At 71.5% G+C, this 26088-nt stretch carries 22 protein-coding genes; 21 read left to right on the forward strand and 1 reads right to left on the reverse strand.

Annotation, left to right across the window (positions count from 1 at the left end; translation table 11 throughout):
• The first annotated feature begins 4 nt into the window (after window positions 1-4).
• The 19 genes from DEI84_RS02795 to DEI84_RS02885 all read left to right on the forward strand — a co-directional run bounded on the left by DEI84_RS02795 (window position 5) and on the right by DEI84_RS02885 (window position 23108).
• Window positions 5-1627, forward strand: a complete 1623-nt coding sequence (locus tag DEI84_RS02795; RefSeq protein WP_110825511.1) for a Mur ligase family protein — start codon at window positions 5-7, stop codon at window positions 1625-1627.
• On the forward strand, window positions 1624-3078 hold the full coding sequence (gene murF / locus DEI84_RS02800) for a UDP-N-acetylmuramoyl-tripeptide--D-alanyl-D-alanine ligase (RefSeq protein ID WP_110889608.1): 1455 nt from the start codon (window positions 1624-1626) through the stop codon (window positions 3076-3078). The genes DEI84_RS02795 and murF overlap by 4 nt, the downstream gene beginning before the upstream one ends.
• Window positions 3075-4178, forward strand: a complete 1104-nt coding sequence (gene mraY, locus DEI84_RS02805) for a phospho-N-acetylmuramoyl-pentapeptide-transferase (RefSeq protein ID WP_110825271.1) — start codon at window positions 3075-3077, stop codon at window positions 4176-4178. Before murF ends, mraY begins: the two co-directional genes overlap by 4 nt.
• Window positions 4175-5704, forward strand: a complete 1530-nt coding sequence (gene murD / locus DEI84_RS02810; protein WP_110889609.1) for a UDP-N-acetylmuramoyl-L-alanine--D-glutamate ligase — start codon at window positions 4175-4177, stop codon at window positions 5702-5704. The genes mraY and murD overlap by 4 nt, the downstream gene beginning before the upstream one ends.
• A complete protein-coding gene (ftsW, locus tag DEI84_RS02815) occupies window positions 5667-7007 on the forward strand; it encodes a putative lipid II flippase FtsW (protein WP_110825273.1) in 1341 nt (446 codons plus the stop codon). Before murD ends, ftsW begins: the two co-directional genes overlap by 38 nt.
• The gene (gene murG / locus DEI84_RS02820) at window positions 7004-8140 is read left to right on the forward strand and encodes an undecaprenyldiphospho-muramoylpentapeptide beta-N-acetylglucosaminyltransferase (RefSeq protein WP_110889610.1); all 1137 of its coding nucleotides are present in this window, start codon (window positions 7004-7006) and stop codon (window positions 8138-8140) included. Before ftsW ends, murG begins: the two co-directional genes overlap by 4 nt.
• Window positions 8137-9561 carry a UDP-N-acetylmuramate--L-alanine ligase gene (gene murC / locus DEI84_RS02825; protein ID WP_110889611.1) on the forward strand — a complete coding sequence of 475 codons (1425 nt, stop codon included), beginning with the start codon at window positions 8137-8139 and terminating at the stop codon, window positions 9559-9561. The genes murG and murC overlap by 4 nt, the downstream gene beginning before the upstream one ends.
• A complete protein-coding gene (locus DEI84_RS02830) occupies window positions 9558-10889 on the forward strand; it encodes an FtsQ-type POTRA domain-containing protein (RefSeq protein WP_110889612.1) in 1332 nt (443 codons plus the stop codon). The genes murC and DEI84_RS02830 overlap by 4 nt, the downstream gene beginning before the upstream one ends.
• A gap of 159 nt (window positions 10890-11048) precedes the next feature.
• Window positions 11049-12215, forward strand: a complete 1167-nt coding sequence (ftsZ, locus tag DEI84_RS02835; protein WP_110825277.1) for a cell division protein FtsZ — start codon at window positions 11049-11051, stop codon at window positions 12213-12215.
• A 28-nt stretch (window positions 12216-12243) separates the two neighbouring features.
• On the forward strand, window positions 12244-12969 hold the full coding sequence (locus DEI84_RS02840) for a YggS family pyridoxal phosphate-dependent enzyme (protein WP_110889613.1): 726 nt from the start codon (window positions 12244-12246) through the stop codon (window positions 12967-12969).
• Window positions 12970-13013: 44 nt separating this feature from the next.
• The gene (locus tag DEI84_RS02845; RefSeq protein ID WP_110889614.1) at window positions 13014-13595 is read left to right on the forward strand and encodes a cell division protein SepF; all 582 of its coding nucleotides are present in this window, start codon (window positions 13014-13016) and stop codon (window positions 13593-13595) included.
• A gap of 117 nt (window positions 13596-13712) precedes the next feature.
• Window positions 13713-14009 (forward strand): YggT family protein, encoded by a 297-nt coding sequence (locus DEI84_RS02850; RefSeq protein ID WP_110825280.1) that lies wholly within the window; start codon window positions 13713-13715, stop codon window positions 14007-14009.
• A 190-nt stretch (window positions 14010-14199) separates the two neighbouring features.
• On the forward strand, window positions 14200-14880 hold the full coding sequence (locus DEI84_RS02855) for a DivIVA domain-containing protein (protein ID WP_110889615.1): 681 nt from the start codon (window positions 14200-14202) through the stop codon (window positions 14878-14880).
• Between the two features lie 2 nt (window positions 14881-14882).
• Window positions 14883-15554, forward strand: coding sequence for a signal peptidase II (lspA, locus tag DEI84_RS02860; RefSeq protein ID WP_258368848.1), 672 nt, complete (start codon window positions 14883-14885; stop codon window positions 15552-15554).
• A gap of 10 nt (window positions 15555-15564) precedes the next feature.
• Window positions 15565-16488: an RluA family pseudouridine synthase gene (locus DEI84_RS02865; RefSeq protein ID WP_110889616.1), complete on the forward strand. Its 924-nt coding sequence runs from the start codon at window positions 15565-15567 to the stop codon at window positions 16486-16488.
• A gap of 173 nt (window positions 16489-16661) precedes the next feature.
• On the forward strand, window positions 16662-20144 hold the full coding sequence (gene dnaE / locus DEI84_RS02870) for a DNA polymerase III subunit alpha (RefSeq protein ID WP_375342305.1): 3483 nt from the start codon (window positions 16662-16664) through the stop codon (window positions 20142-20144).
• Window positions 20145-20220: 76 nt separating this feature from the next.
• Window positions 20221-21528: a histidinol dehydrogenase gene (hisD, locus tag DEI84_RS02875; protein WP_110889618.1), complete on the forward strand. Its 1308-nt coding sequence runs from the start codon at window positions 20221-20223 to the stop codon at window positions 21526-21528.
• A gap of 12 nt (window positions 21529-21540) precedes the next feature.
• Window positions 21541-22044: a transcriptional regulator NrdR gene (nrdR, locus tag DEI84_RS02880; RefSeq protein ID WP_110825286.1), complete on the forward strand. Its 504-nt coding sequence runs from the start codon at window positions 21541-21543 to the stop codon at window positions 22042-22044.
• Window positions 22045-22106: 62 nt separating this feature from the next.
• Window positions 22107-23108, forward strand: coding sequence for a quinone-dependent dihydroorotate dehydrogenase (locus DEI84_RS02885; protein ID WP_375537642.1), 1002 nt, complete (start codon window positions 22107-22109; stop codon window positions 23106-23108).
• 398 nt (window positions 23109-23506) lie between these two features.
• Here the strand turns inward: DEI84_RS02885 and DEI84_RS02890 are convergent, their stop codons facing one another.
• Window positions 23507-24082: a DUF3043 domain-containing protein gene (locus tag DEI84_RS02890; RefSeq protein WP_110825288.1), complete on the reverse strand. Its 576-nt coding sequence runs from the start codon at window positions 24080-24082 to the stop codon at window positions 23507-23509.
• Window positions 24083-24133: 51 nt separating this feature from the next.
• Here DEI84_RS02890 and DEI84_RS02895 point away from each other — a divergent pair, with 51 nt between their 5' ends.
• Both DEI84_RS02895 and DEI84_RS02900 read left to right on the forward strand, forming a co-directional pair.
• Window positions 24134-25597: a dipeptidase gene (locus DEI84_RS02895; protein ID WP_110889620.1), complete on the forward strand. Its 1464-nt coding sequence runs from the start codon at window positions 24134-24136 to the stop codon at window positions 25595-25597.
• Between the two features lie 104 nt (window positions 25598-25701).
• Window positions 25702-26070 carry an iron-sulfur cluster assembly accessory protein gene (locus DEI84_RS02900; protein WP_110825290.1) on the forward strand — a complete coding sequence of 123 codons (369 nt, stop codon included), beginning with the start codon at window positions 25702-25704 and terminating at the stop codon, window positions 26068-26070.
• Window positions 26071-26088 lie beyond the last annotated feature (18 nt).

The following is a 26088-nucleotide window of genomic DNA, read 5'->3' on the forward strand; positions in this document are numbered from 1 at the left end:
GCACTTGTCAGCACGGATCCCCCCGGTCCTCCGGCCCGAACACCCGACCCCGCGGCCGGTCGCCGAACTCGCGAACGCCTTCGGGCTCCGCGTCGTCGGATCGCTCGACGGCGTCGAGACGACCGGCGTCACCCTGAGCGCCGCCGAGGTGCAGCCCGGTGACCTGTTCGTCGGCGTGCACGGGGCGAACCGCCACGGTGCCGAGTTCGCCACGGACGCCGCCGAGCGCGGCGCCGTCGCCGTGCTCACCGACGCCGCCGGTGTCGCGATCGCCGAGGCCTCCGGGCTGCCGGTGCTCGAGGTCGAGGACCCCCGGGCCGCGCTCGGCGACGTGTCGGCGTGGGTCTACCGCACGAACCCCGACGAGGCCGAGTTGCCGCAGCTCTTCGCCGTCACCGGGACGAACGGCAAGACGAGCACGTCGTACATCCTCGAAGGCGTCCTCAAGCAGCTCGGTCTGGTCACCGGGCTGAGCTCCACCGCCGAGCGCCACATCGGGTCGCTCAGCGTGACGAGCCGGCTCACCACGCCGGAGGCCAGCGAGATGCACGCCCTCCTCGCCCGGATGCGGGAGAGCGAGGTGCGCGCGGTGGCCGTCGAGGTCAGTGCCCAGGCCCTCAGCCGGCACCGGGTCGACGGCATCGTGTTCGACGTCGTCGCCTTCACGAACCTCAGCCACGACCACCTCGACGACTACGCCGACATGGAGGAGTACTTCCAGGCGAAGCTGCCGCTGTTCCAGCCGGAGCACGGCCGTCGCGGTGTCGTCTCACTCGACACCGACTGGGGCCACCGGGTCGTGCAGGACTCCCGCATCCCCGTGACGACCATCACGGTGCACCCGGACGTCGAGGCCGAGTGGCACGTCGACATCGTCGAGGCGCACGCGGCCTACACCGAGTTCCGCCTGACCGGACCGGAGGGCCGCGAGCTCACCACCCGCGTGCCGCTCATCGGCTGGCACATGGCCGCGAACGCCGCACTGGCGATCGTCATGCTCGTGGAGGGCGGGTTCGAGCTCGGTGCGATCGCGCAGGCGCTCGAGACGAACCACCGCCGCTACCCGGACGAGACCGACGGCACCGTGGTGAGCGCCATCGAGTGCTACCTGCCCGGCCGGACCGAGCGCGTCTCGGGCGACACCGGTCCGAGCGTCTACGTCGACTTCGGGCACAGCCCGGACGCGTTCCTCAACACCCTGGCGGCGGTCCGACAGTTCACCCCCGGCAAGGTCGTCATGCTCTTCGGCGCCGACGGGGACCGCGACACCACGAAGCGCGCCGACATGGCCCGTGTCGCGGCGGAGGGCTCCGACGTCCTCGTCGTCACCGACCACCACCCGCGCTTCGAGGACGCCGCCTCGATCCGGAAGACCCTGGTCGACGCCGCCCGTGCCGCCTACCCGGACCACGAGATCCACGAGGTCAGCCCGCCCGAGGCGGCGATCCGTGCCGCGGTCGCGCTCGTCGGGGAGGGCGACTCGATCCTCTGGGCCGGCCCCGGGCACCAGGACTACCGGGACATCCAGGGCGTCCGCACGCCGTACTCGGCCCGTGACGAGGCCCGCGCCGCGCTCCGCGAAGCCGGTTGGGAACCGAACGCCGGCCCGACGGAGGACGCTCGATGATCGCGCTGACCCTCGCCGAGATCGCCGCAGCGGTCGACGGCGAGCTCGTCCGCGGTGCCGCCGACACGACCGTCACCGGTTCCGTCGAGACGGACTCGCGTCTGGTCGCGTCCGGCAGCGTCTTCTTCGCCCTGCTCGGCGAGGAGACCGACGGGCACCGCTTCGTCCCGGCCGCCGCCGACGCCGGCGCAGCGCTCGTCGTCACCGAACGCGCCGTCGACCTGCCGGACGACGCCCCGACCGCGCAGATCGTCGTCGCCGACGGCTACGCCGCCCTGGCGGCCCTCGCCCACGAGGTCGTCGCCCGCGTCCGTGCCGCCGGTGCCCTGCGCGTCGTCGGCATCACGGGCTCGAACGGCAAGACGAGCACGAAGAACATGCTCCGCACGATCCTGTCCCGCGTCGGCGAGACGGTCGCGCCCGAGGGCTCGTTCAACAACCACGTCGGCGCCCCGGTGTCGATGCTCCGGGTCACCGCCGACACCCGGTTCCTCGTGGTGGAGATGGGCGCGAGCGGCATCGGCCACATCGCGAAGCTCGTCCGCATCGCGGAGCCGGACGTCGGTGTCGTCCTCAAGGTCGGCCTCGCGCACGCCGGCGAGTTCGGCGGGATCGAGGCGACCGAACGCGCCAAGTCGGAGATGGTCACCGACCTGCCGGCCACGGCCACGGCCCTCCTCAACGTCGACGACGACCGCGTCGCGCGGATGCGCGGGCGCACCGCCGCCCGCGTCGTCGGCTTCGGCACCTCCGCCGGTGCCGACTACCGCATCGGTGGTGTCACGACGGACCGCGACGGCACCCGGTTCACGCTCACCGCGCCTCCCGTCGAGTCGGCGGACGCCGTGCCGGGAGGCCCGTCCGGGGCACCTGAGACCGTCGACGTCCGTCTCGCCATCCTCGGCGAGCACCACGCCATGAACGCCGCCGCGGCGCTGTCCGTCGCGCACCTGTGGGGCGTGCCGCTGGCCGAGGGCGCCGCCGCGCTCGCGTCGATGACGCGCGCCGAGCGGTGGCGCATGGAGCTCCTGCAGGGGCCGGACGGCGTCACCGTGATCAACGACGCCTACAACGCGTCGCCCGACTCCACGGCGGCCGCGCTCCGCACGCTCGCGCAGGTCGCCCGTCCGGGGGAGCGCACCGTCGCCGTCCTCGGCGAGATGGCCGAACTCGGCGAGTACTCCGTCGAGGAGCACGACCGGATCGGTCGTCTCGTGGTGCGGCTCGGCATCGGACAGCTCGTGGTCGTCGGCCGCGGCGCGATGGCCCTGCACCAGGCCGCCACCCTCGAGGGGTCGTGGGACGGCGAGTCCGTGTTCATCGAGGACGTCGACGACGCCGTCCGTGCCCTCCGGGAGATCGTGCGTCCGGGTGACGTCGTCCTGGTCAAGTCCTCGAAGTCGGCCGGGCTGCGGTTCGTCGGCGACCGCCTCGGAGGTGTCCCCGAATGATCGCGCTCCTCGTCGCCGGCGCCGTGTCGCTGGTGTTCACACTGCTGCTCACGCCGCTGTTCATCAAGCTGTTCCACCGGCTCGGGTGGGGGCAGTTCATCCGTGACGACGGTCCGCAGTCGCACCACACCAAGCGCGGCACCGCGACCATGGGCGGCATCGTCCTCATCCTGGGGGCCGTGATCGGGTACTTCGTCGGGCACCTCGCCGGGCGCGACCCGGTGACGCTGTCCGGGCTGCTCGTGCTGTTCCTCATGGTCGGGCTCGGCGTGGTCGGCTTCGTCGACGACTTCCTCAAGGTGCGCCGACAGCGCAGCCTGGGGCTCGGCGGCTGGGCCAAGGTCCTCGGCCAGGTCATCGTCGGGGTCGTCTTCGCGACGATCGCCCTCGTGGTCCCGACCGGCAACGGGAAGCCGCCGGCGTCGACGATGATCTCCGCGATCCGCGACGTCCCGTGGCTCGACTTCATGGCGCTCGGCACGGTCATCGGCACCGTCCTGTTCCTGGCCTGGATCGTGCTGCTCACGGTCTCGACCTCGAACGGCGTCAACGTCGCGGACGGGCTCGACGGGCTCGCGACCGGGTCGAGCATCCTCGCCATCGGCTCGTACGTCATCATCGGCTTCTGGCAGTCGAACCAGATCTGCGGCGGTGCCCGGATCGACGAGAGCACCCGGCACGCCTGCTACACCGTGACGGACCCGCTCGACCTCGCCGTCGTCGCGGCGGCGGTCTGCGGTGGCCTCATCGGCTTCCTCTGGTACAACACCTCGCCGGCGCAGATCTTCCTCGGTGACACCGGGTCGCTCGGCCTCGGCGGTGCCCTCGCCGGGCTCGCGATCCTCAGCCGCACCGAGCTCCTGCTCATCCTCATCGGCGGCCTGTTCTTCATCGTCACCGGGTCCGTCATCCTGCAGCGCGCGTACTTCAAGATCACGCACGGCAAGCGCATCTTCCGGATGAGCCCCCTGCACCACCACTTCGAGCTCAAGGGCTGGGCCGAGGTGACCGTCGTCGTCCGGTTCTGGATCATCGCGGGGCTCTGCGTCGCGGCCGGGGTCGGACTGTTCTACCTGGAATGGATCGCACGAGTCCAATGAGCGAACGCCTGAACGGTCTCGACAGCTGGTACGCCGGAGGCTGGAACGGCCTGCGGGTGGCGGTGCTCGGCCTCGGCTCGACGGGGTTCTCGGTCGCCGACACGCTCGCGGAGCTCGGCAGCGAGGTCGTCGTCTACTCGACCGACGCTCCCGCCGACAGCGTCGAGCTGCTCGACGTCATCGGGGCGCGGTTCGTGCAGACGCCGCTCGACACCGTGCCCGCGGCGCTCGTCGAGCACGCCCCGGACCTGGTCGTCGTGTCGCCCGGGCTCCCGCCGCACAACCCCACCGTCGCCTGGTCCGTCGCGAACAGCACCGTGTGGGGCGACATCGAGCTCGCCTGGCGCGTGCGCGACAAGGTCGTGACGGGACCGGTCGCCGCGCCCTGGGTGACGATCACCGGCACGAACGGCAAGACCACGACGACGCAGCTCGCGACGGCGATGTACGCCGCCGGAGGACTCCGTGCCGTCGCCTGCGGGAACATCGGGGTGCCGGTGCTCGACGTCGTGCGCGACCCGGAGGGCTTCGACGTGCTCGTCGTCGAGCTCTCCAGCCACCAGCTCCACTACATGCCGACCACCGGGCCCGGCGCCGTGGTCCCGCTGGCGTCGGCGTGCCTGAACATCGCCGACGACCACCTGGAGTGGCACGGGTCGGCGGAGGCCTACCGTGCCGCGAAGGCCAAGGTCTACGAGCGCACCGTGACGGCGTGCGTGTACAACACGGCGGACGAGGTCACCCGGCACATGGTCGAGGAGGCCGACGTGGTCGAGGGGTGCCGCGCCGTCGGGTTCTCGCTCGGCGTCCCCGCACCCGGGGACGTCGGCGTCGTGGACGACGTGCTCTGCGACCGCGCCTTCACCGATGACCGCCGCAACAGCGCGCTCGAGCTCGCGACCGTCGCGGACCTGGAGCTCGCCGGCCTGGACAGCCCGCACATGACCGCGAACGTGCTCGCGGCGGCCGCCCTGGCGCGTGCCGCGGCCGTGCAGCCGAGTGCCGTCCGTGCCGCGGTGCAGGCCTTCCGCGCCGACCACCACCGCACCGAGTCGGTCGCGACCGCCGACGGCATCGCCTGGGTCGACGACTCGAAGGCGACGAACCCGCACGCGGCGACGGCGTCCCTGTCCGCCTTCGACCCGGTCGTGTGGATCGTGGGCGGCCTGTTCAAGGGCGTGGACGTCGACGGGCTCGTCGAGCGGTTCGGCCCCGGGGTGCGCGCCGTCGTCGTCATCGGGACCGACCGGGCTCCGGTGCTCGAGGCATTCGCACGACACGCGCCCACGGTCCCGGTGCTGCAGGTGGAAGCGACGGACACTGAGCAGGTCATGCCCGAGGCGGTCCGGCATGCCGCTTCGGTCGCGCGACCGGGCGACACGGTCCTCCTCGCCCCGGCGGCGGCGTCGTTCGACCAGTTCGGTTCCTACGCAGACCGGGGCGAGCGTTTCGCGGCTGCGGTCCACGAGCACCTGGGAGGCGACGCCGATGGCGACACCGACGGATCTTCCGACGAACGGCCGTAGCGCCCGAGCACGCGCCGGCGCGGCGGGCGCGGCCGCCTCCGCGCGCGTGGGTGCCGGGGTGGACGGTGCGCGTCGCCGGTCGAACGGCGCCGTCGTCGCGGTGAAGAACGTGTTCGTGGCCGAGTCCACGACGTTCTACACGATCCTCGGCGTCACGCTCTTCCTCGTCGTCTTCGGCGTGGTGATGGTGCTGTCGTCGTCGAGCGTCGAGGAGTACCGCTACAAGCACGGCTTCTTCGGCGCCTTCGCGAAGCAGGGCCTGTACGCGCTCATCGGCGTCCCGCTCATGCTCGTCGTGAGCCGGTTCCCCGGCGAGTTCTGGCGGCGGTGGGCGATGCGCATCCTCGGTGCCGGGCTCGTCCTGCAGCTCCTCGTGTTCACCCCGATGGGCATCGACATCCAGGGCAACCGGAACTGGATCGGCCTCGGTGCGTTCACCGCGCAGCCGTCCGAACTCCTCAAGCTCGCGCTCGTGCTCGGCATCGGCGCCGTGCTCTTCCGGAAGCGCGAGAAGCTGCACGACTGGCGCGAGGTCTTCATCCCGGTCGGGCTCGCGACCGCGGTGTCCATCGGCCTGGTGCTCCTCGGCGGGGACCAGGGGACCGCGATGATCATGATGATCCTGGTCTTCGGCAGTCTCTTCGTCGGTGGGGTGCGGCTGCGACACCTCGCGGTCGGCGTCGTCGCGATCGCGGTGATGCTGCCGGTCGTCACGATGGCCTCGAGCTCACGCCAGACGCGCATCAGTGCGTGGCTGTCCGGCTGCACCGACTCGAACCAGGCCCAGGACCTGTGCTGGCAGCCCGTGCACGGCATGTGGGCGCTGGCGTCCGGCGGGGTGTTCGGCGTGGGACTCGGCAACTCGAAGCTGAAGTGGTCGTGGCTGCCCGAGGCGGACAACGACTACATCTTCGCGATCGTCGGCGAGGAGCTCGGCCTGATCGGCGCCGTCGTCGTCCTCGCGCTGTTCGTGGTGCTCGCGATCGGCATGATTCGGGTCATCCGGCTCTCGCCGGACCCGTTCGTGCGGACCGTCACCGGTGGTGTGCTGGCGTGGGTGATCGGGCAGGCGCTCGTCAACATCGCCGTCGTCCTGGGGCTGCTCCCGGTGCTCGGCGTCCCGCTCCCGCTCATCTCGGCCGGTGGATCGGCCCTCATCATGACCCTCGTCGCGATCGGTGTCGTGCTGTCCTTCGCCCGTGACCTGCCGGCCCGCACCGGGTCGGGCGGTCCCGGTCGGAGCGGTGCGCCCGGACGCACCACCGTCCCGGCACCCGGGACGCAGAACGGAGCCCTGCGGTGAGCCGCTTCCTCTTCGCCGGCGGCGGGACCGCCGGCCACGTCAACCCGCTGCTCGCGGTGGCCGACCGGCTGACCCAGCGGTCGCCGGAGGACGAGGTCCTGGTGCTCGGCACCGCCGAGGGCCTGGAGTCCCGGCTCGTGCCGATGCGCGGGTACGAGCTCGTCACGATCCCGCGTCTGCCCTTCCCGCGGAAGCCGAACGCCGCCGCACTCCGGTTCCCGGGCGCGTTCTGGTCCGCCGTCCGCCGCACCGAGCGCATCATCCGCGAGCGCGAGATCGCCGTCGTCCTCGGCGTCGGCGGGTACGCGGCCGCCCCGGCGTACGTGGCGGCGAAGCGCACCGGGACGCCCGTCGTCGTGCACGAGCAGAACGCCAAGCCCGGGCTCGCGAACCGGATGGCGGCGGTGCTGACCACGCACGTCGGCGTGACGTTCTCGAACACCCGGCTGCCGCACTCGCAGGTCGTCGGCATGCCCCTGCGCCGGGAGATCGAGCGCCTGGACCGTCGTGCCGAGCGTGCCGCCGGGTTCGCGGAGTTCGGACTCGACCCGGACCGCCCCGTGCTGCTCGTCACCGGCGGGTCCTCGGGTGCCCGGAGCATCAACCGCACGGTGCACCGGGCCGCGGCGACGATCCTCGGCGCGGGCTGGCAGATCCTGCACGTGGTGGGCGCGGCGTCCGACATCGGGCCGAGCGACCTGGACGGCTACCACGTGCTGCCGTACTGCGACCGGATGGACCTGGCGTACGCCGCGGCCGACTTCGTGGTCTCGCGCTCCGGTGCCGGCATGGTCTGCGAGCTGACGGCGGTCGGCCTGCCGAGTGTGCTCGTGCCGTACCCGGTCGGCAACGGCGAGCAGCGGCACAACGCGCGGGACGTCGTCGCCGCCGGGGGAGCGCTGCTGGTCGACGACGCGGAATTCACGCCCGACTGGGTGACGTTGCAGCTCCTGACCGTCCTGGAGGACCGTGCCGGCATCGCCGACATGGCCGTCCGCGCCGGCAGCGTCGGGCACCGCGACGGCGCGGACCGCATGACGGGACTCGTGCTCGCCGCCGCGGCCGGACGTCGCGGGAGCAGCACCGGCCGACCGACCGGCTCCAGCACCACCAGCACCACGGAGGAACCATGACCATCAAGCCGGACCTCACCCAGCCGATCCCGGACGACCTCGGCACGGTGCACTTCGTCGGCATCGGCGGGTCCGGCATGAGCGGCATCGCCCGGATGTTCCTGGCCGCGGGCCACCGGGTCTCGGGGAGCGACTCCCGCGAGACCGCGACGACGGGCCGGATGCGCGAACTCGGCGCCGACGTGCGCATCGGGCACGACGCCGCCAACCTGGGCGACGCCGACACCGTGGTCGTCACGAGCGCGCTGTGGCCGGACAACCCGGAACTGCTCGAGGCGAAGCGCCGCGGGCTCCCGGTCCTGCACCGCTCGCAGGCCCTCGCCGCCCTGATCTCCTCGCACCGCCTCGTGGCGGTCGCCGGGGCGCACGGCAAGACGACCTCCACGGGCATGGTCGTGACGGCGCTCGTCGAACTCGGGCTCGACCCGAGCTTCGTGAACGGCGGCGTGATCCAGTCCCTCGGCACGAGTTCGGCGCCGGGCAGCAGCGACCTGTTCGTCGTCGAGGCGGACGAGTCCGACGGCTCCTTCCTGCTCTACGACGTCGCCGTCGCGCTCATCACGAACGTCGACCCCGACCACCTGGACCACTACGGCAGCGAGCAGGCCTTCATCGACGCGTTCGTCGAGTTCGCGGCGAAGGCGCGGGAGCGGGTCGTCGTGTCGAGCGACGACGCCGGAGCGGTGCGGGTCACGGCGGGCCTCCGGGAGCGCGAGGACGCCCCCGAGATCGTCACCTTCGGGGAGGCCGAGGACGCCGACGTCCGGATCGAGCGCGTCGACGAGGGTGCCGGTGTCGGTGTGGACCTCCGCTGGGGCGGCGCCTCGTACCACCTGGCACTCCGGGTCCCTGGTCGCCACAACGCGGTGAACGCGGTCGGCGCGTTCGCCGTGCTCGTCGGCCTCGGCGTCGACCCGGCGGACGCGGTGCGCGGCATCGAGGCGTTCGGTGGCACCGATCGTCGCTTCGAGCTGCACGGCGTCGAGCGCGGCGTGTCCGTGTACGACGACTACGCGCACCACCCGACCGAGGTCGCCGCGGCGCTCCGGGCCGCGCGTGACGTCGTCGGCGACGGTCGGATCATCGCGATCCACCAGCCGCACCTGTACTCGCGCACCCGGATGATGGCCGGGGAGTTCGCCAGCGTGTACGAGGAGCTCGCCGACCACACCGTCGTCCTCGACGTGTACGGCGCCCGCGAGGACCCGGAGCCCGGTGTCACGGGCGCCCTGGTGCAGGAACGCTTCGCGGACCAGAGCCGTGTGGACTACCTGCCGGACTGGGCCGAGGCGTCGGCACGGGCGGCCGCTGTGGCACGGGACGGCGACATCGTGATGACCCTGAGCTGCGGGGACGTCTACCGCATCATCCCGCAGGTGCTCACCGCACTGCAGACCGGACCCGGGGCCGCGGGCCGGTGAAGCGACCCGAGGGCTTCGACGAGCACGCCGGGCTCGACGACCGCCACGCCGGGTCCGCCGCTCCTGCCGACGGCGCGCGGGAAGCACGGCGTCCGTCCCGGACAGCGGGTCTCCGAGCCGCGTTGGACGGCGCCCGGGAGGCCCGACGCGCGTCCCGCACGCCGGCTGCGGACGAGCGCGCCGAACGTGGTGTGGGTCGCGACGCGGGCGGCACCGCCGGACGCGTGACCGGCCTGCCGGACCTGCCGGAGGTCGACCTCACCGAGGACGAGCGGTCGACCGGGCCGGTCGACACGGGCACCACCCGACCGGGTCGGGCCTCCCGTCCGCGCGTCCAGGTGGCGACGGACGCCGACCGGGCCCCGTCCGCCGGGACGACCCCGGACAGGGGCACGACCCCGGACAGCGGCACGGACCGGGCCGGCAGGTCGGCCGCGCTCGGCGGGACCGACGACGACCGTCACCTCGGACACGACGGCCCCGGCGCGCCGGACGTCGCGCCGCACGTCCCCTCGACGACCCCGATCGGCGCGCGCGTCCGTGCGGCGGAGACTGCACGGGAGGCCCGCGTCGCCCGCAAGCGCCGTCGCCTGCTGGAGCGGGCCGAGGTCCGGCGCTTCACGCGGCGGAGCCGACACCGACGTGCGGCATGGCTCGCGGCGGGCGGTGTCGTCGTCGTCCTCGTCGCGTCCGTGCTCGTCGCCGTGTACTCGCCGCTCATGGCCCTCCGGACCATCGAGGTGAAGGGCACCGACCGCGTCGACGCCGCCGAGGTCCGGGCCGCGCTGTCCGGGCAGATCGGCACACCCCTGGCCCGGATCGACCTGGACGAGGTGCAGGAGCGGATCGCCGGCTTCCCGCTCATCGAGCGGTACGTGACCGAGGAGGAGCCACCGCACACCCTCGTGGTCACGGTCACCGAGCGGACCCCGGTCGTCGCGGTGCAGTCCGGCAAGGGCTTCGACCTCGTCGACCCCGCCGGGATCGTCGTGCAGTCGTCGACGAAGCGGCCGGACGACATGCCACTGGCGGACATCGGTCGGGCGAAGCTCGGCTCGACGGTGTTCCGGACGATGACGGAGGTCGTCCTGGCGATGCCGACGGACGTCCGGAAGCAGGTCTCGGGCATCGCCGCCTCGACGTCAGACGACGTCACCCTGAGCATGCGGGACGGGTCCAGCGTGGTGTGGGGGAGCCCGGACGAGTCCGCGGCGAAGGCCGACCTGCTCGCGGCACTCGTGGCGGACCACGCGCAGCGGTCGCCGGACACCGAGGTCGAGTTCGACGTGTCGGCTCCCGACAACGGGATCATCCGACCGCGGTCCTGACGGCGGCGGACAATTGCCGGGCGGCATCGACGACACGCGGCGTGGCGGGTCGTCACCGAGCGGACGGCACCCGTAGCGTCGGGACCAGCACCATTCGTAGCAGCTAGAACTCTGAACTTCAAGCACAGGTTGAGGGTTTTGACCGGAGGCCGGACAGACGTGACCACGAACCACAACTACCTCGCCGTCATCAAGGTGGTCGGTGTCGGCGGCGGCGGTGTCAACGCCGTCAACCGCATGATCGAACTCGGCCTCCGCGGCGTCGAGTTCATCGCCATCAACACCGACGCGCAGGCCCTGCTCCTGAGCGACGCCGACGTCAAGCTCGACGTGGGTCGCGAGATCACCCGCGGTCTCGGCGCCGGCGCCGACCCCGAGGTGGGCCGACGTGCCGCCGAGGACCACGCCGAGGAGATCGAGGAAGCCCTCGCCGGTGCGGACATGGTCTTCGTCACCGCCGGTGAGGGTGGTGGCACCGGGACCGGTGGCGCCCCCGTCGTCGCCCGCATCGCGAAGTCCATCGGCGCCCTCACCATCGGTGTCGTCACGAAGCCGTTCGGCTTCGAGGGCAAGCGTCGCCAGTCCCAGGCCGAGAACGGCGTCGCGAGCCTCAAGGACGAGGTCGACACGCTCATCGTCGTGCCGAACGACCGTCTGCTCGAGATCTCCGACCGCGGCATCTCCATGGTCGAGGCGTTCGCCACGGCCGACCAGGTGCTCCTCGCCGGTGTCCAGGGCATCACGGACCTCATCACGACCCCGGGTCTCATCAACCTCGACTTCGCGGACGTCAAGAGCGTCATGCAGGGTGCCGGCTCGGCCCTGATGGGCATCGGGTCCTCCCGCGGGGCGGACCGGGCGATCAAGGCGGCCGAACTCGCCGTCGCGTCGCCGCTGCTCGAGGCCTCGATCGACGGCGCGCACGGTGTGCTGCTGTCGATCCAGGGTGGCTCGAACCTCGGCATCTTCGAGATCAACGACGCCGCCCGCCTGGTGCAGGAGGCCGTCCACCCCGAGGCGAACATCATCTTCGGTGCGGTCATCGACGACACCCTCGGCGACGAGGTCCGCGTGACCGTCATCGCCGCCGGCTTCGACGGCGGCGAGCCGTCGCAGCAGCAGCACCAGGAGCGCCGCTCGAGCTACGTCGACCCGGACGCCGGTGCCACCGTGCCCGTCGCCACCGGTTCGTCCAACCGCATCGAGGACTCCGGCCACACGACCCCGTCCTGGGCGTCGCAGGAGCACGAGCCGCCGGCGCAGCGCGCCGCCGACCCGGCCTTCGACGACGACGACGAACTCGACGTCCCCGACTTCCTGAAGTGAGTCGGCCCCGCGTGAGCACGAGCGCATCGTGACCGCTGGGCACCAGAGCGAGCCGAGCCTCCCGTCCCACACCGGACTGGAGGCTCGGCTCGCGTCCGTCCGCGGCAGCATCGCCGAGGCGGCCCGGACCGCCGGGCGCTCGGTCGACGAGCTGACGCTCGTCGTCGTCACGAAGTACCACCCGGCGTCCCTGGTCCGCGAGCTCGCCGCGCTCGGCGTCACCGACGTGGGGGAGAACCGGCACCAGGAGGCCCAGGCGAAGGCGGCCGAGCTCGCCGACCTCGGCCTGACCTGGCACTTCATCGGACAGCTGCAGTCGAAGAAGGCCCGGCAGGCGCGACGGTACGCCGACGTCGTGCAGTCGCTCGACCGGGCGAGCGTCGTCGACGCCTTCGCGCCGACGGACGCCGAACCGGACCCCCGCGTGCTCGACGGTTTCGTCCAGGTGAACCTGACCGACGATCCCGGACGCGGCGGTGTCGCACCCGAGGACGTCGACGCCCTGGCGGAACGGGTCCTGGCGACGGGGACCCTGCGGCTGCGCGGCGTGATGGCGGTCGCCCCGCTCGACGAGGAGCCCCGCGCCGCGTTCGCCCGGCTCCGGGCGGTCTCCGAGCGGGTCCGCGCGATCGAGCCCACCGCGACCGACATCTCGGCCGGCATGAGCGGCGACCACGCCGAGGCGATCGCAGAGGGCGCGACACACCTGCGGATCGGGACCGCAATCACCGGGAAACGGCCGGACGCGCCCTAGCCTCGACACAGGGCACCAACGAGCACGGACTTCCCGGAGGAACCATGGCCAACCCCCTGAAGAAGACGATGGTCTACCTCGGCCTCGCCGACGAGGAACTCGAGTACGAGGACGAGCAGCAGGCTGCGCCGACGCAGGCGCGCCAGCCGTCCTCCACCCCCGCGGCGCAGCAGGACGCCCCCGCTGCCGCTGCCCCCGCGGTCGCGACGGCCGCAGCCCCGGCCGCGTCGGCTCCGGCCGCCGTCGCCGTGAAGCCCACGCACACCTCCCAGCGCGGCGCGCAGGTCACCCCGCTCCGCCGCTCGCACACGACCGCACAGAAGGCGACCCCGGTCCAGGAAATGAACGAGATCCTCACCGTCCACCCGCGCGAGTACAAGGACGCCCAGTCCATCGCCGAGAGCTTCCGCGACGGCATCCCCGTGATCATCAACCTCTCGCAGATGACCGAGACGGACGCCCGTCGCATGATCGACTTCGCGAGCGGCCTGTCGCTCGGTCTCTACGGCAAGATCGAGCGCGTCACGAACAAGGTCTTCCTGCTGTCGCCCGCGCACATCGCAGTGAGCGGCGAGCCGGCTGAGGTAGAGTCCGACATCGAGGCGAACTTCTTCGCCCAGTCCTGAGCCGCCCGTGCGGTACCGGGGTCCGACGGGTCCCGGGACACCGCGCGGCACCCAGGCCCACCCGCCCCGTGACCGGCCCGTCCCGGTACCGGTCACACGAGACGAGCGAGCCGAAACGTGTTCATCTTCACGATCCTCTCCCTGGTCCTGACGCTCTACTTCTTCATCATGTGGGGGCGTTTCATCCTCGACCTGGTCCAGTCGTTCAACCGCGGCTGGCGGCCGCAGCGCGTGCTGCTCGTCATCGCGGAGTTCGTCTACACGGTGACCGATCCGCCGATCAAGGCCGTTCGCCGCGTGCTGCCGCCGCTCCGACTCGGTCCGGTGATGCTCGACTTCGGGTGGACGATCGTGATGCTCGTCGTCATCATCCTGCGCGTCGTGGTCCAGTCCCTGGCCTACCGATTCGTCTGATCCCGGTCCGTCCGACACGCGCCACGCGGCGATCCGACACGGTTCGGCCCCGCCCTCGGTGTACGGTGGTCGGGATCGATGCCCCGCCCCGGCGGGACATCCGCACCGGGAGTCCCGCTGGTAGGTTCAGCACGGACGGCCAGCAGGGCCCCGGTTCCACACGTTCAGCAGTTCTATTGAGGTGACGGCAATGGCTTTGACGCCGGAAGACGTAGTCAACAAGCGGTTCCAGCCGACCAAGTTCCGCGAGGGCTACGACCAGGACGAGGTCGACGACTTCCTCGACGAGATCGTGGCCGAGCTGCGTCGCCTGAACCAGGAGAACGAGGAGCTGCGCCAGCGCCTCGAGTCCGCCGGCTCCGCGCCGTCGCTCGCCAAGGACGACGAGCCCGCGCCGGCACCGACGCCCGAGCCGGCCCCGGTCGCCGCTGCTCCGGAGCCCGCCCCGGTCGCCGCCGCCGCACCGAGCACCACGGTCAACCCGGACGAGGACACCGAGGGCACCACGAACCTCCTGACGCTCGCTCGTCGTCTGCACGAGGAGCACGTGCGTGAAGGTGTCGAGAAGCGTGACGCCCTCATCGCCGAGGGCCAGGCGCAGGCCGCCCGCCTCGTCTCCGAGGCCGAAGCGAAGCAGCGTCAGATCATCGACGAGACCGAGAACCAGAACCGTCAGCGTGTCGCGGTCCTCGACCAGGAGCGCACGCAGCTCGAGGGCAAGATCGACGAGCTCCGCACGTTCGAGCGCGATTACCGTGCGCAGCTCAAGAGCTACATCCAGGGCCAGCTCGCCGAGCTCGACTCGTCGGCCAGCACCGAGCAGTCCGGCTTCGCCCCGGCCCCGGCCTCGGCGCAGGGCTTCGGCAACTGACGTTGGACCGACCCGTCCCACGAGCGAAGGTCAGTGCACGCGCGATCGCGGCACTGGCCTTCGCCGCTGTCGTGGTGCTGGCCGCCGACCAGGTCACGAAGGCGCTCGTCGTCGCGGAGCTGCCGGAAGGCGTCGTCGTCCCGGTGCTCGGGGACGCCCTGCAGTTCCTCTCGGTCCGCAACCCGGGTGCCGCGTTCTCCTTCGCGGTCAACATGACATGGGTGTTCTCGCTCATCTCGGCCGCGGTGGTCGTCGCGATCGTCGTGTATGCGCGTCGGATCCGGTCGATGTGGTGGGCACTCGTCCTCGGCATGCTCCTGGGCGGTGCTCTCGGCAACCTGACCGACCGGCTCTTCCGGGAGCCCGGCTTCGGACGCGGGCACGTCGTCGACTTCATCTCGACGCCGTGGATGATGCCCGCGATCTACAACGTCGCGGACTCGTTCATCTGCATCAGCATGGTGGTGTTCGTGCTGCTCGTGGTGTTCGGGGTGAACCTCGACGGGACGCGGTCGGTGTCGGACAAGCAGGCGCGCCGGACGGCCGCGGCACAGGCCGACGCCACCGACACGACGGACGCGGGGCACGCGCCGGACGCGGGTCGGGCCTCCCGGCCCGACGGCAGCCGGCACGACGGTCGCACGCACGACGCCCTCGGGCACGACGCGACGTGACGCGGACAGCATGAGCGAGTCCCGCAGTCTGCCCGTGCCCGACGGGCTCGCCGGTGAGCGTGTCGACACCGCCATCGCGAAGCTCCTCGGCTTCAGCCGGTCCTTCGCCGCGGACGTCGTCGCGGCCGGCGGTGTCCGGGTCGACGGCGTCGTCGTCGACAAGTCCGACCGGTTGCACGCCGACACGTGGCTCGAGGTGGAGTGGCACCCGAAGGCACCGCCGCGCATCGTCCCCGCCGTCGTCCCGGGCATGACCGTCGTGCACGACGACGAGGACATCGTCGTCGTCGACAAGCCGATCGGGGTGGCAGCACATCCGTCCCCGGGCTGGGACGGTCCGACGGTGCCCGGTGGGCTCGCCGCCGCGGGCTTCACGATCGCGACCTCCGGCGCCGCCGAACGTGCGGGCATCGTGCACCGCCTCGACGTCGGCACGTCGGGCCTGATGGTCGTCGCGAAGACCGAACTCGCCTACACGCACCTGAAGCGGGCGTTCAAGGAGCGGACCGTCGAGAAGGTGTACCACGCGCTCGCGCAGGGCCACCCGGACCCGACGTCCGGCACGATCGACGCCCCGATCGGTCGGCACCCGTCGAGCGACTGGAAGTTCGCCGTCACCGCCGACGGCAAGCCGAGCGTCACGCACTACGGGACGCTCGAGGCGTTCCGGTCCGCGACCCTGCTCGAGGTGCACCTGGAGACCGGGCGCACCCACCAGATCCGCGTGCACATGGCCGCGACACGCCACCCGCTGGTCGGCGACACCATGTACGGCGCCGACCCGGTGCTGGCGGGCGAGCTCGGCCTCACCCGGCAGTGGCTCGACGCCGTCCGGCTCGGCTTCGCGCACCCGCGGACCGGGGAGTGGGTGGAGTTCCAGGCGTCCTACCCGGACGACCTGCAGCAGGCGCTCGACCGGATCCGCGCGGCCTGACCGGGAACACGACCAGCAGAACCGGTCGACCGCACGGCGTCCTCCGCGACACGCTCGGGATCGTCACCGGTCGCGGTTAGGCTGTCCCCACCCCGCAGCAGACCGTACGAACCGGAGGTTCCGTGTCGGATTCCGACTCCTTCGTCCACCTGCACGTGCACAGCGAGTACTCGATGCTCGACGGTGCCGCCAGGCTCTCCGACCTCGTGGCGGAGACCGCCGCGCAGGGCATGCCGGCCGTGGCGGTGACCGACCACGGCAACATGTTCGGGGCGTTCGAGTTCTGGAAGACCGCGAAGGCGGGCGGCGTCAAGCCGATCATCGGGACCGAGGCCTACATCACGCCGCGCACCCACCGGTCGGACAAGACCCGTGTGCGCTGGGGCGACGGTGGCGGTGACGACGTCTCGGGTGCCGGCTCGTACACGCACATGACGATGTTCGCCGAGAACACCACGGGCATGCACAACCTGTTCCGGCTGTCCTCGAAGGCGTCGCTCGAGGGGTACTACTTCAAGCCCCGCATGGACATCGAGCTCCTGCAGGAACACCACGAGGGCATCATCGCGACGACGGGATGCCCGTCGGGCGAGATCCAGACGCGTCTGCGGCTCGGGCAGTACGACGAGGCCGTCCAGGCCGCCGCGGACTACCGCGACATCTTCGGCAAGGAGAACTACTTCGCCGAGGTCATGGACCACGGACTCGAGATCGAGCGCCGGATCATGAGCGACCTCATCCGCCTGGCGAAGGACCTCGACATCCCGCTGGTCGGCACGAACGACCTGCACTACACGCACGCGCACGACGCCACCTCGCACGCGGCGCTGCTCTGCGTGCAGTCGGGGTCGACGCTCAACGACCCGAACCGCTTCAAGTTCGACGCCGACGAGTTCTACCTGAAGACGCCTGCGCAGATGCGGCACGTCTTCCGCGACAACCTCGAGGCGTGTGACAACACGCTCCTCATCGCCGAGCGCTGCGACGTCGAGTTCGACACCTCCGCCAACTACATGCCGAAGTTCCCCGTGCCGGAGGGGGAGACCGAGCACTCCTGGTTCGAGAAGGAGGTGGCGAAGGGGCTGCAGTACCGCTACCCCGGCGGCATCCCGGCCGACGTCCAGGAGCGTGCCGACTACGAGGTCGGCATCATCAACCAGATGGGCTTCCCGGGGTACTTCCTGGTGGTCGCCGACTTCATCAACTGGTCGAAGAACAACGGCATCCGGGTCGGCCCGGGTCGCGGGTCCGGCGCCGGCTCGATGGTCGCCTACGCGATGCGCATCACCGACCTCGACCCCATCCGGCACGGTCTCATCTTCGAGCGGTTCCTCAACCCGGACCGCGTCTCGATGCCCGACTTCGACGTCGACTTCGACGACCGGCGCCGCGGTGAGGCGATCAAGTACGTCACCGAGAAGTACGGGTCGGAGCGCGTCGCGCAGATCGTCACGTACGGCACGATCAAGGCGAAGCAGGCCCTCAAGGACTCGTCGCGCGTGCTCGGGTTCCCCTTCGGGATGGGCGAGAAGCTCACGAAGGCGATGCCGCCGCCCGTGATGGGCAAGGACATCCCGCTCACCGGCATCTTCGACAAGGACCACCCGCGGTACAAGGAAGCCGTGGACGTCCGGACCGTCGTCGAGACCGACCCGGAGGCCAAGACGGTGTTCGACACCGCGCTGGGGCTCGAGGGGCTGAAGCGGCAGTGGGGCGTGCACGCCGCCGGCGTCATCATGTCGAGCGACCCGCTGATCGACATCATCCCGATCATGAAGCGGGAGCAGGACGGCCAGATCGTCACGCAGTTCGACTACCCGGCAGCGGAGTCGCTCGGCCTGATCAAGATGGACTTCCTGGGCCTCCGGAACCTCACGATCATCAGCGACGCCCTCGACAACATCAAGAGCAACCGCGGGATCGACCTCGACCTCGAGACCATGGGCCTCGAGGACCCCGAGGCCTACGCGCTCCTGCAGCGCGGCGACACGCTCGGCGTGTTCCAGCTCGACGGCGGCCCGATGCGCGGGCTCCTCCGCCTCATGAAGCCGGACAACTTCGAGGACATCTCCGCGCTCATCGCCCTGTACCGACCGGGGCCGATGGGTGCGAACTCGCACACGAACTACGCGCTGCGCAAGAACGGTGAGCAGGCGATCACCCCGATCCACCCCGAGCTCGAGGAGCCCCTGGCGGAGATCCTCGGCGGGACCTACGGCCTGATCATCTACCAGGAGCAGGTCATGGCCATCGCGCAGAAGGTCGCCGGGTTCTCCCTCGGCCAGGCGGACATCCTCCGCCGCGCGATGGGCAAGAAGAAGAAGTCCGAGCTGGACAAGCAGTACGCCGGGTTCCAGCAGGGCATGAAGGACAACGGGTACTCCGACGCGGCGATCGGGACGCTGTGGGACATCCTGCTGCCGTTCTCCGACTACGCCTTCAACAAGGCGCACTCGGCCGCGTACGGCGTCGTGTCGTTCTGGACCGCGTACCTCAAGGCGCACTACCCGGCCGAGTACATGGCGGCGCTGCTGACGAGCGTCGGCGACGCCCGTGACAAGCTCGCGCTCTACCTGAACGAGTGCCGCAGGATGGGCATCCGGGTCATGCCGCCGGACGTGAACGAGTCGATCGGGTTCTTCGCCGCCGTCGGGGACGACATCCGTTTCGGCATGGGAGCCATCCGCAACGTCGGGTTCAACGTCGTCGACGACATCGTTGCGGCGCGCACCGAGAAGGGCGCCTTCGAGTCCTTCCACGACTTCCTCCGCAAGATCCCGATCTCGTCGGCGAACAAGCGGACGGTCGAGTCGCTCATCAAGGCGGGCGCGTTCGACGGGTTCGGCGACAGCCGCCGTGCCCTGGTCGAGATCCACGAGGGCGCGGTCGAGGCCGCGGTGAAGGTCAAGCGCGACGAGGCCAACGGCAACGTCGGGTTCGACTTCGACTCCCTGTTCGCCGAGGTCGCGGAGGAGCAGCCCGCATCGCTCACGGTGTCCCAGGTGCCGGAGCGGCCGGAGTGGTCCAAGCGCGACAAGCTGGCGTTCGAGCGGGACATGCTCGGGCTCTACGTGTCGGACCACCCGCTCGCCGGGCTCGAGATCGAACTCGCGAAGCACCAGTCGATCACCATCGCCGACCTGCTCGGAGCGGACGACTCGGTGGAGGGCGAGACGGTCACGGTCGCCGGGCTCCTGACGAGCGTGCAGCACCGCGTGGCGAAGACGAGCGGCAACCCGTACGGGATCGTCGACATCGAGGACTTCGGCGGCCAGATCGGCGTGATGTTCCTCGGCAAGACGTACCAGGAGTTCGGGCCGTCGCTCGTCCCGGACTCGATCGTGGTCCTGCGCGGCCGCGTCAACGTCCGCGACGACGGCAAGGCCCTGCACGCCGTGAGCATGTTCCAGCCGAACGTCGGCGACGCGATGGGGTCCGGGCCGCTCACGCTGTCCCTGCCGGAGCGCCAGGCCACCACACAGACGGTGACCGAACTGGCGGCCGTGCTCGGTCGGCACCAGGGCGACACCGAGGTGCGGTTGAAGCTCCTCAAGGACGACGTCGCCCGGACGTTCGAGCTGCCGTTCCCGGTCGCGCTGACACCGGACCTGTTCGGCGAGCTGAAGAGCCTGCTCGGGCCGCGCTGCCTGGTCTGACGGCTCCGGCCCCAACCGCGACCGAGCACCGCCGTCGTCCCCGGCCGACGGTGGTGCTCGGTACGCTGGGGGCCTCATGATGCAGCGAATCGACCTCCGCGGCGGGCTCCCGCCCCGCGCCGAACTCCTCCGTCTCATGCCGCGTGCCGCCGGTGACGTCAGCAGCGCCACGGCCGCGGCCCGGGACCTCGTGGACGCCGTCCGCGAGCACGGCGCGGCCGCGCTGCACGAGCAGGCGGAACGCTTCGACGGTGGAGCGCCGGAGCACGTGCGGGTCCCGGCCGCCGAGATCGACGCGGCCGTCGCGGGCCTCGCACCCGAGCTCCGGGTCGCCCTCGACGAGGCGATCCGCCGGGTCCGGGCCGCCAGCGCGGCGCAGGTGCCCACCGGGTCCGTGACCACGCTCGCCGACGGAGCCGAGGTGCACCAGCGGTGGCAGCCCATGCGTCGCGTCGGCCTCTACGTGCCCGGCGGCAAGGCCGTCTACCCGTCGAGCGTCGTCATGAACGTCGTCCCCGCGCAGGTCGCCGGCGTCGGCTCCATCGCCCTCGTCTCCCCGCCGCAGCGCGACCACGGGGGACGCGTGCACCCGACGATCCTCGCCGCGGCCGGACTGCTCGGCGTGGACGAGGTCTACGCGATGGGCGGCGCCGGCGCGGTCGGCGCGCTGGCGTACGGCGTGCCCGAGATCGGTCTCGACCCGGTCGACCTGGTCACCGGCCCGGGGAACAACTACGTCGCCGCCGCGAAGCGCCTCGTCCGGGGCGTCGTCGGCATCGACTCCGAGGCCGGTGCCTCCGAGATCCTCGTGATCGCCGACGACACGGCCGACCCCGGGTACGTCGCCGCCGACCTCATCAGCCAGGCGGAGCACGACGAGCAGGCCGGCAGCGTGCTCGTGACGACCTCGGCCGCGTTCGCCGACGCGGTGGAGGCGGTGATCCCGGAGCGCACGGCGGTGCTCGGGACGGCCACGCGCCTCCAGACAGCGCTCGACGGACCGCAGTCCGCGATCGTCCTGGTGAACTCGCTCACCGACGCCGCGACCGTGAGCAACGCGTACGGGCCGGAGCACCTCGAGATCCAGACCGCGGACGACGACGCCGTGCTCGCGGACATCGACGCCGCCGGCGCGGTGTTCGTCGGGCCGCACGCGCCCGTCAGCCTCGGTGACTACCTGGCCGGGTCGAACCACGTCCTGCCGACCGGCGGCCAGGCACGGTTCGGCTCCGGGCTGTCCGCGTCCACCTTCCTCCGGCCCCAGCAGGTGGTGCGGTACACCGCGCAGGCACTCGCCGAGGTGGTCCCGCACATCGTGGCGCTCTCGACCGAGGAACAGCTGCCGGCGCACGGTGCGGCCGTGTCGGAACGCACGAACCGCTAGCCTGGGGGCGCCATGTTCTGCCCCTTCTGCCGCCACCCGGACTCCCGCGTCGTCGACTCCCGGACGAGCGACGACGGAACCTCCATCCGCCGCCGCCGCCAGTGTCCGAACTGCGGGCGGCGGTTCTCGACGACCGAGACCGCGTCGCTCAGCGTCGTCAAGCGCAACGGCGTCCTCGAACCGTTCAGTCGCGAGAAGATCATCTCCGGCGTACGGAAGGCCTGCCAGGGGCGCCCGGTGACGGACTCCGACCTCGCGGTGCTCGCGCAGCGGGTGGAGGAGATCGTGCGGTCCTCCGGCGCGAGCCAGATCGAGGCGAACGACATCGGCCTGGCCATCCTCAGCCCGCTCCGCGAGCTCGACGAGGTCGCGTACCTCCGCTACGCGAGCGTGTACCAGGCGTTCGACTCGCTCGAGGACTTCGAGGACGCGATCGGGCAGCTGCGGATCGACCACCACGCCGGCCCCCGGGAGCTCCGCGCCCCCGACCGCAGCACGGACGGCGCCAGCGCGTGAGCGGCGTCGAGACGCTCGTCCGCGCCGGCTACGGCGTGGTGTTCCGCACGGTCTTCGCGAAGATGGACCCCGAACGGGCGCACCACCTCGCGTTCGCCGTCATCCGGTGGCTGCCGAAGGTGCCCGTCGTCGCCGGTGCCGTCGAGCGCTCCGCGCGGCCGTCCGCCGAGGACGGGATCACCACGATGGGCATCCACTTCCCGTCCCGGTTCGGGATGGCCGCCGGGTTCGACAAGGACGCCCGCGCGATCGCCGGACTCGGCGTGCTCGGGTTCGGGCACGTCGAGGTCGGCACCGTCACGGCGCGACCCCAGCCGGGCAACGAGCGTCCGCGGCTCTTCCGACTGATCGCCGACCGTGCGCTCATCAACCGGATGGGCTTCAACAACCACGGCGCCGTCAAGGCCGCCGGACGCCTCGAGCGTGCCCGCCGGAACCCGGGGCGCCCGGTCATCGGCGTGAACATCGGGAAGAGCCGGGTGGTCTCGGTCGAGGACGCCGTCGAGGACTACCTCGAATCGACGCGCCTGCTCGCGCCCTTCGCCGACTACCTGGCCGTGAACGTCAGCTCGCCGAACACGCCGGGCCTCCGCGGACTGCAGGAACTCGACCACCTCCGCCCGCTGCTCGCCGCCGTGCACGAGGCCGCCGGGCGCACCCCGGTCCTCGTCAAGATCGCGCCGGACCTGACGGACGAGCAGATCGACGCCATCGCCGGACTCGCGGTCGACCTGGGCCTGGCCGGGGTCATCGCGACGAACACCACCGTCGAGCGCGGCGGACTGACCACCCCGGCCGCCGACGTCCGGGCGATGGGTGCGGGCGGGCTGTCCGGCGCACCGCTCGGGGAGCGCTCGCTCGCGGTGCTGCGACGCGTCCGTGCCGCCGTGCCCGCGGGGTTCTGCGTCATCGCGGTGGGCGGCGTCACGTCGGAGGCGGACGTCCAGGCGCGGATCGAGGCCGGTGCGACGCTCGTGCAGGGCTACACCGCGTTCCTCTACGAGGGGCCGACCTGGGCGATGCGGATCAACCGGCTCCGGCGGCGGCGACTGCGCCACAGCTGACGCGACTGCGCCGCAGCTGACGCGACTGCGCCACAGCTGATGCGTCAACGGCTCCGCGGACGACGCAGTGCGTCGTGCTGCTCCGCTGACGACCCGTCCCATGCCGGACCGCGACCTGCGTCCCGCGTTGCGCACCGTCGGCCGGGAGGCGCGCGCCGGGCTGGTACCGGGCCTCCCGTCAGCGGGAGGTGCGCGTCGGGCTGGAACCGAGCCGCCCGTCAGCGGGAGGTGCGCGTCGGGCTGGCGCCGCGCCTCCCGGCCGATCGCCCGACGCGATCGGCGCCCCTGGACGACGAGAGCGCCGCCGACCCGGAGGTCGACGGCGCTCTCGTCCGCCGGCCGCCGGCGGAAGGCCCTGTTTCAGAGCAATGGGTCTGTGTCAGAGCGTCGAATCTGTGTCAGAGCGTCGGGTACTGCCCGCGCTTGACCTGCGGCTTGGGCAGGCGGAGGAACCGCAGCTGCCACCCGCGCGTGAGGATGTAGAGGAAGTTCCCGCGCTGGAAGGTCCGGCCGGCGGCGGCGAAGCGTCGACGCAGCATGAACCAGATGACCGTGCAGTCGAGCACGAAGAGCAGCACGAACGCCCAGATGAACAGCAGCGAGTACGAGGCCGCGGGCGTCTGCGCGGCGACGAAGCCGACGATCAGGAAGAGCACGAGGACGGGCATCATGACCTCGCCGACGTTCCAGCGGGCGTCGATGAAGTCGCGGATGAAGCGGCGCTCCTCGCCCCGGTCCTTCGCCGGGAGGTAGCGCTCCTCGCCGTTCGCCATGCCGACCCGCGCACGCTCGCGCTCGGTGTTCAGACGCGCCCGGGCGGCCTTCTTGTCCGCGGGGGAGTTGCCGACGATCGGACGCCGGTTCGCGGCTTCCCGCTCGCGTCGCGAGGGCGTCGGGCGACCCTTGCCGTGTGCGACGAGGTCGTCGTCACCGGGGTTCACGGTCACGTTGGTCTTGGGGGCTGCCTTCGCCACGGTGGTTCCTAACGGCGTTGTGCGGGCTGGACGTCCTCTAGATTACCGGCCATGACCGACTCCGAGAAGCACAGCCCCGACGCCGGGTCCCAGGCACCCGCGACCGACCCCGCCCTGCTCGAGGCGCTGCGCGAGCACGTGCACGGTGCACTGCCCACGACGATCGCCGACCTGTCCGCCCTGGTCCGCATCCCGTCGGTGTCGTGGTCCGCGTTCGACCCCGCCCAGGTGCAGCGCAGCGCGGAGGCGGTGGCCGATCTGGTGCGGTCGACCGGTGTGTTCGACGAGGTCCGCATCATCCGCTCCGCCGTCGAGGGCGACACCCCGACCGACACTGCCGACACGGACACCGAACTCGGCCAGCCGGCGGTGCTCGCGGTGCGCCCTGCCCGCAACGGCAAGCCGACCGTCATGCTGTACGCGCACCACGACGTGCAGCCGCAGGGCGACGACGCGCTCTGGGAGACCCCGCCGTTCGAGCCGACGCTCCGCGGTGACCGCCTGTACGGGCGCGGTGCCTCGGACGACAAGGCCGGCGTGATGACCCACGTCGCGGCGCTCCGTGCCGTGCGCGCCCAGTTCGGCGACGACCTGGACGTCGGCATCGTGCTGTTCGTCGAGGGCGAGGAGGAGTTCGGCTCCCGCTCCTTCCGTACGTTCCTGCGGGAGCAGCGTGACCACCTCGCCGCCGACGTCATCGTCGTCGCGGACAGCGACAACTGGTCGACCGAGGTGCCGGCGATCACGGTGTCCCTGCGCGGCAACACCACCTTCAAGCTCACCGTGACGACCCTCGAGCACGCGAGCCACAGCGGCATGTACGGGGGAGCGGCGCCGGACGCCATGATGCCGATGGTGCGTCTGCTCGCCTCGCTGCACGACGACGACGGAGCGGTCGCGGTCGCGGGGCTGACCGCGCACGACGCGCCCGTGCCGGAGCGCTCCGAGGCGGACTTCGCGGCCGAGGCCGCCCTGGTCGACGGTGCGCGTCCCGTGGGCAGCGGTCCCGTGCTGTCCCGGATGTGGTTCCAGCCGTCGATCACCGTGACCGGTCTCGACGTCCCGAGCGTCGCGAACGCGTCGAACACGCTGCTGCCCACCGTCTCGGCGCGGGTGTCGGTACGGGTCGCGCCCGGCCAGGCCGCCACCGAGGCGTTCGCCGCCGTGGAGGCCCACCTCCGCGATCGCGTCCCCTTCGGCGCCCGGATGGAGATCACGGAGGTCGACACCGGTGACGGTTTCCTGGTGGACGCGTCCGGCTGGGCGGTCCGCGAGGCCCGCACCGCGATGTCCGAGGGCTGGGGCACCGACCCGGTGGAGCAGGGCATCGGCGGGTCCATCCCGTTCGTCTCGGACCTGGCCGCGGAGTTCCCGGAGGCGCAGATCCTCGTGACCGGCGTCGAGGACCCGGACACCCGGGCGCACAGCCCCAACGAGTCGCAGCACCTCGGCGTGCTGCACCGTGCCGTCCTGTCCGAGGCCGTCCTGCTCGCCCGCCTGCAGGGCCGCGCATGAGGTGTCTCCTCCACAGGTGCTGAACCGGGGTCCCGGAGGTCGGTGCGCGTGCTTAGAATCGACGCGACGGCCGGTGAACGTCACCGCCAACGAGGGAGACGCCGATGAGCGACACCATCACGACCGAAGCAGCGACCGACGCCCCGTCGCACGGTGTGCTGCTGAGCGACGCGGCTTCGGCGAAGGTGGCCAGCCTGCTCGAGCAGGAAGGCCGCGACGACCTCCGCCTGCGCCTCGCCGTCCAGCCCGGCGGCTGCTCGGGCCTGATCTACCAGCTGTACTTCGACGAGCGGCTCCTCGACGGTGACGCCACCGCGGAGTTCGACGGGGTGGAGGTCGTCGTCGACAAGATGAGCGTCCCCTACCTCGACGGCGCCACGATCGACTTCGAGGACACCATCCAGAAGCAGGGCTTCACGATCGACAACCCGAACGCGCAGGGCAGCTGCGCGTGTGGCGACAGCTTCCACTGATCGTCCGACGATCCGACA

The organism is Curtobacterium sp. MCBD17_023, assembly GCF_003224415.1.
Classification (GTDB): Bacteria; Actinomycetota; Actinomycetes; order Actinomycetales; family Microbacteriaceae; genus Curtobacterium.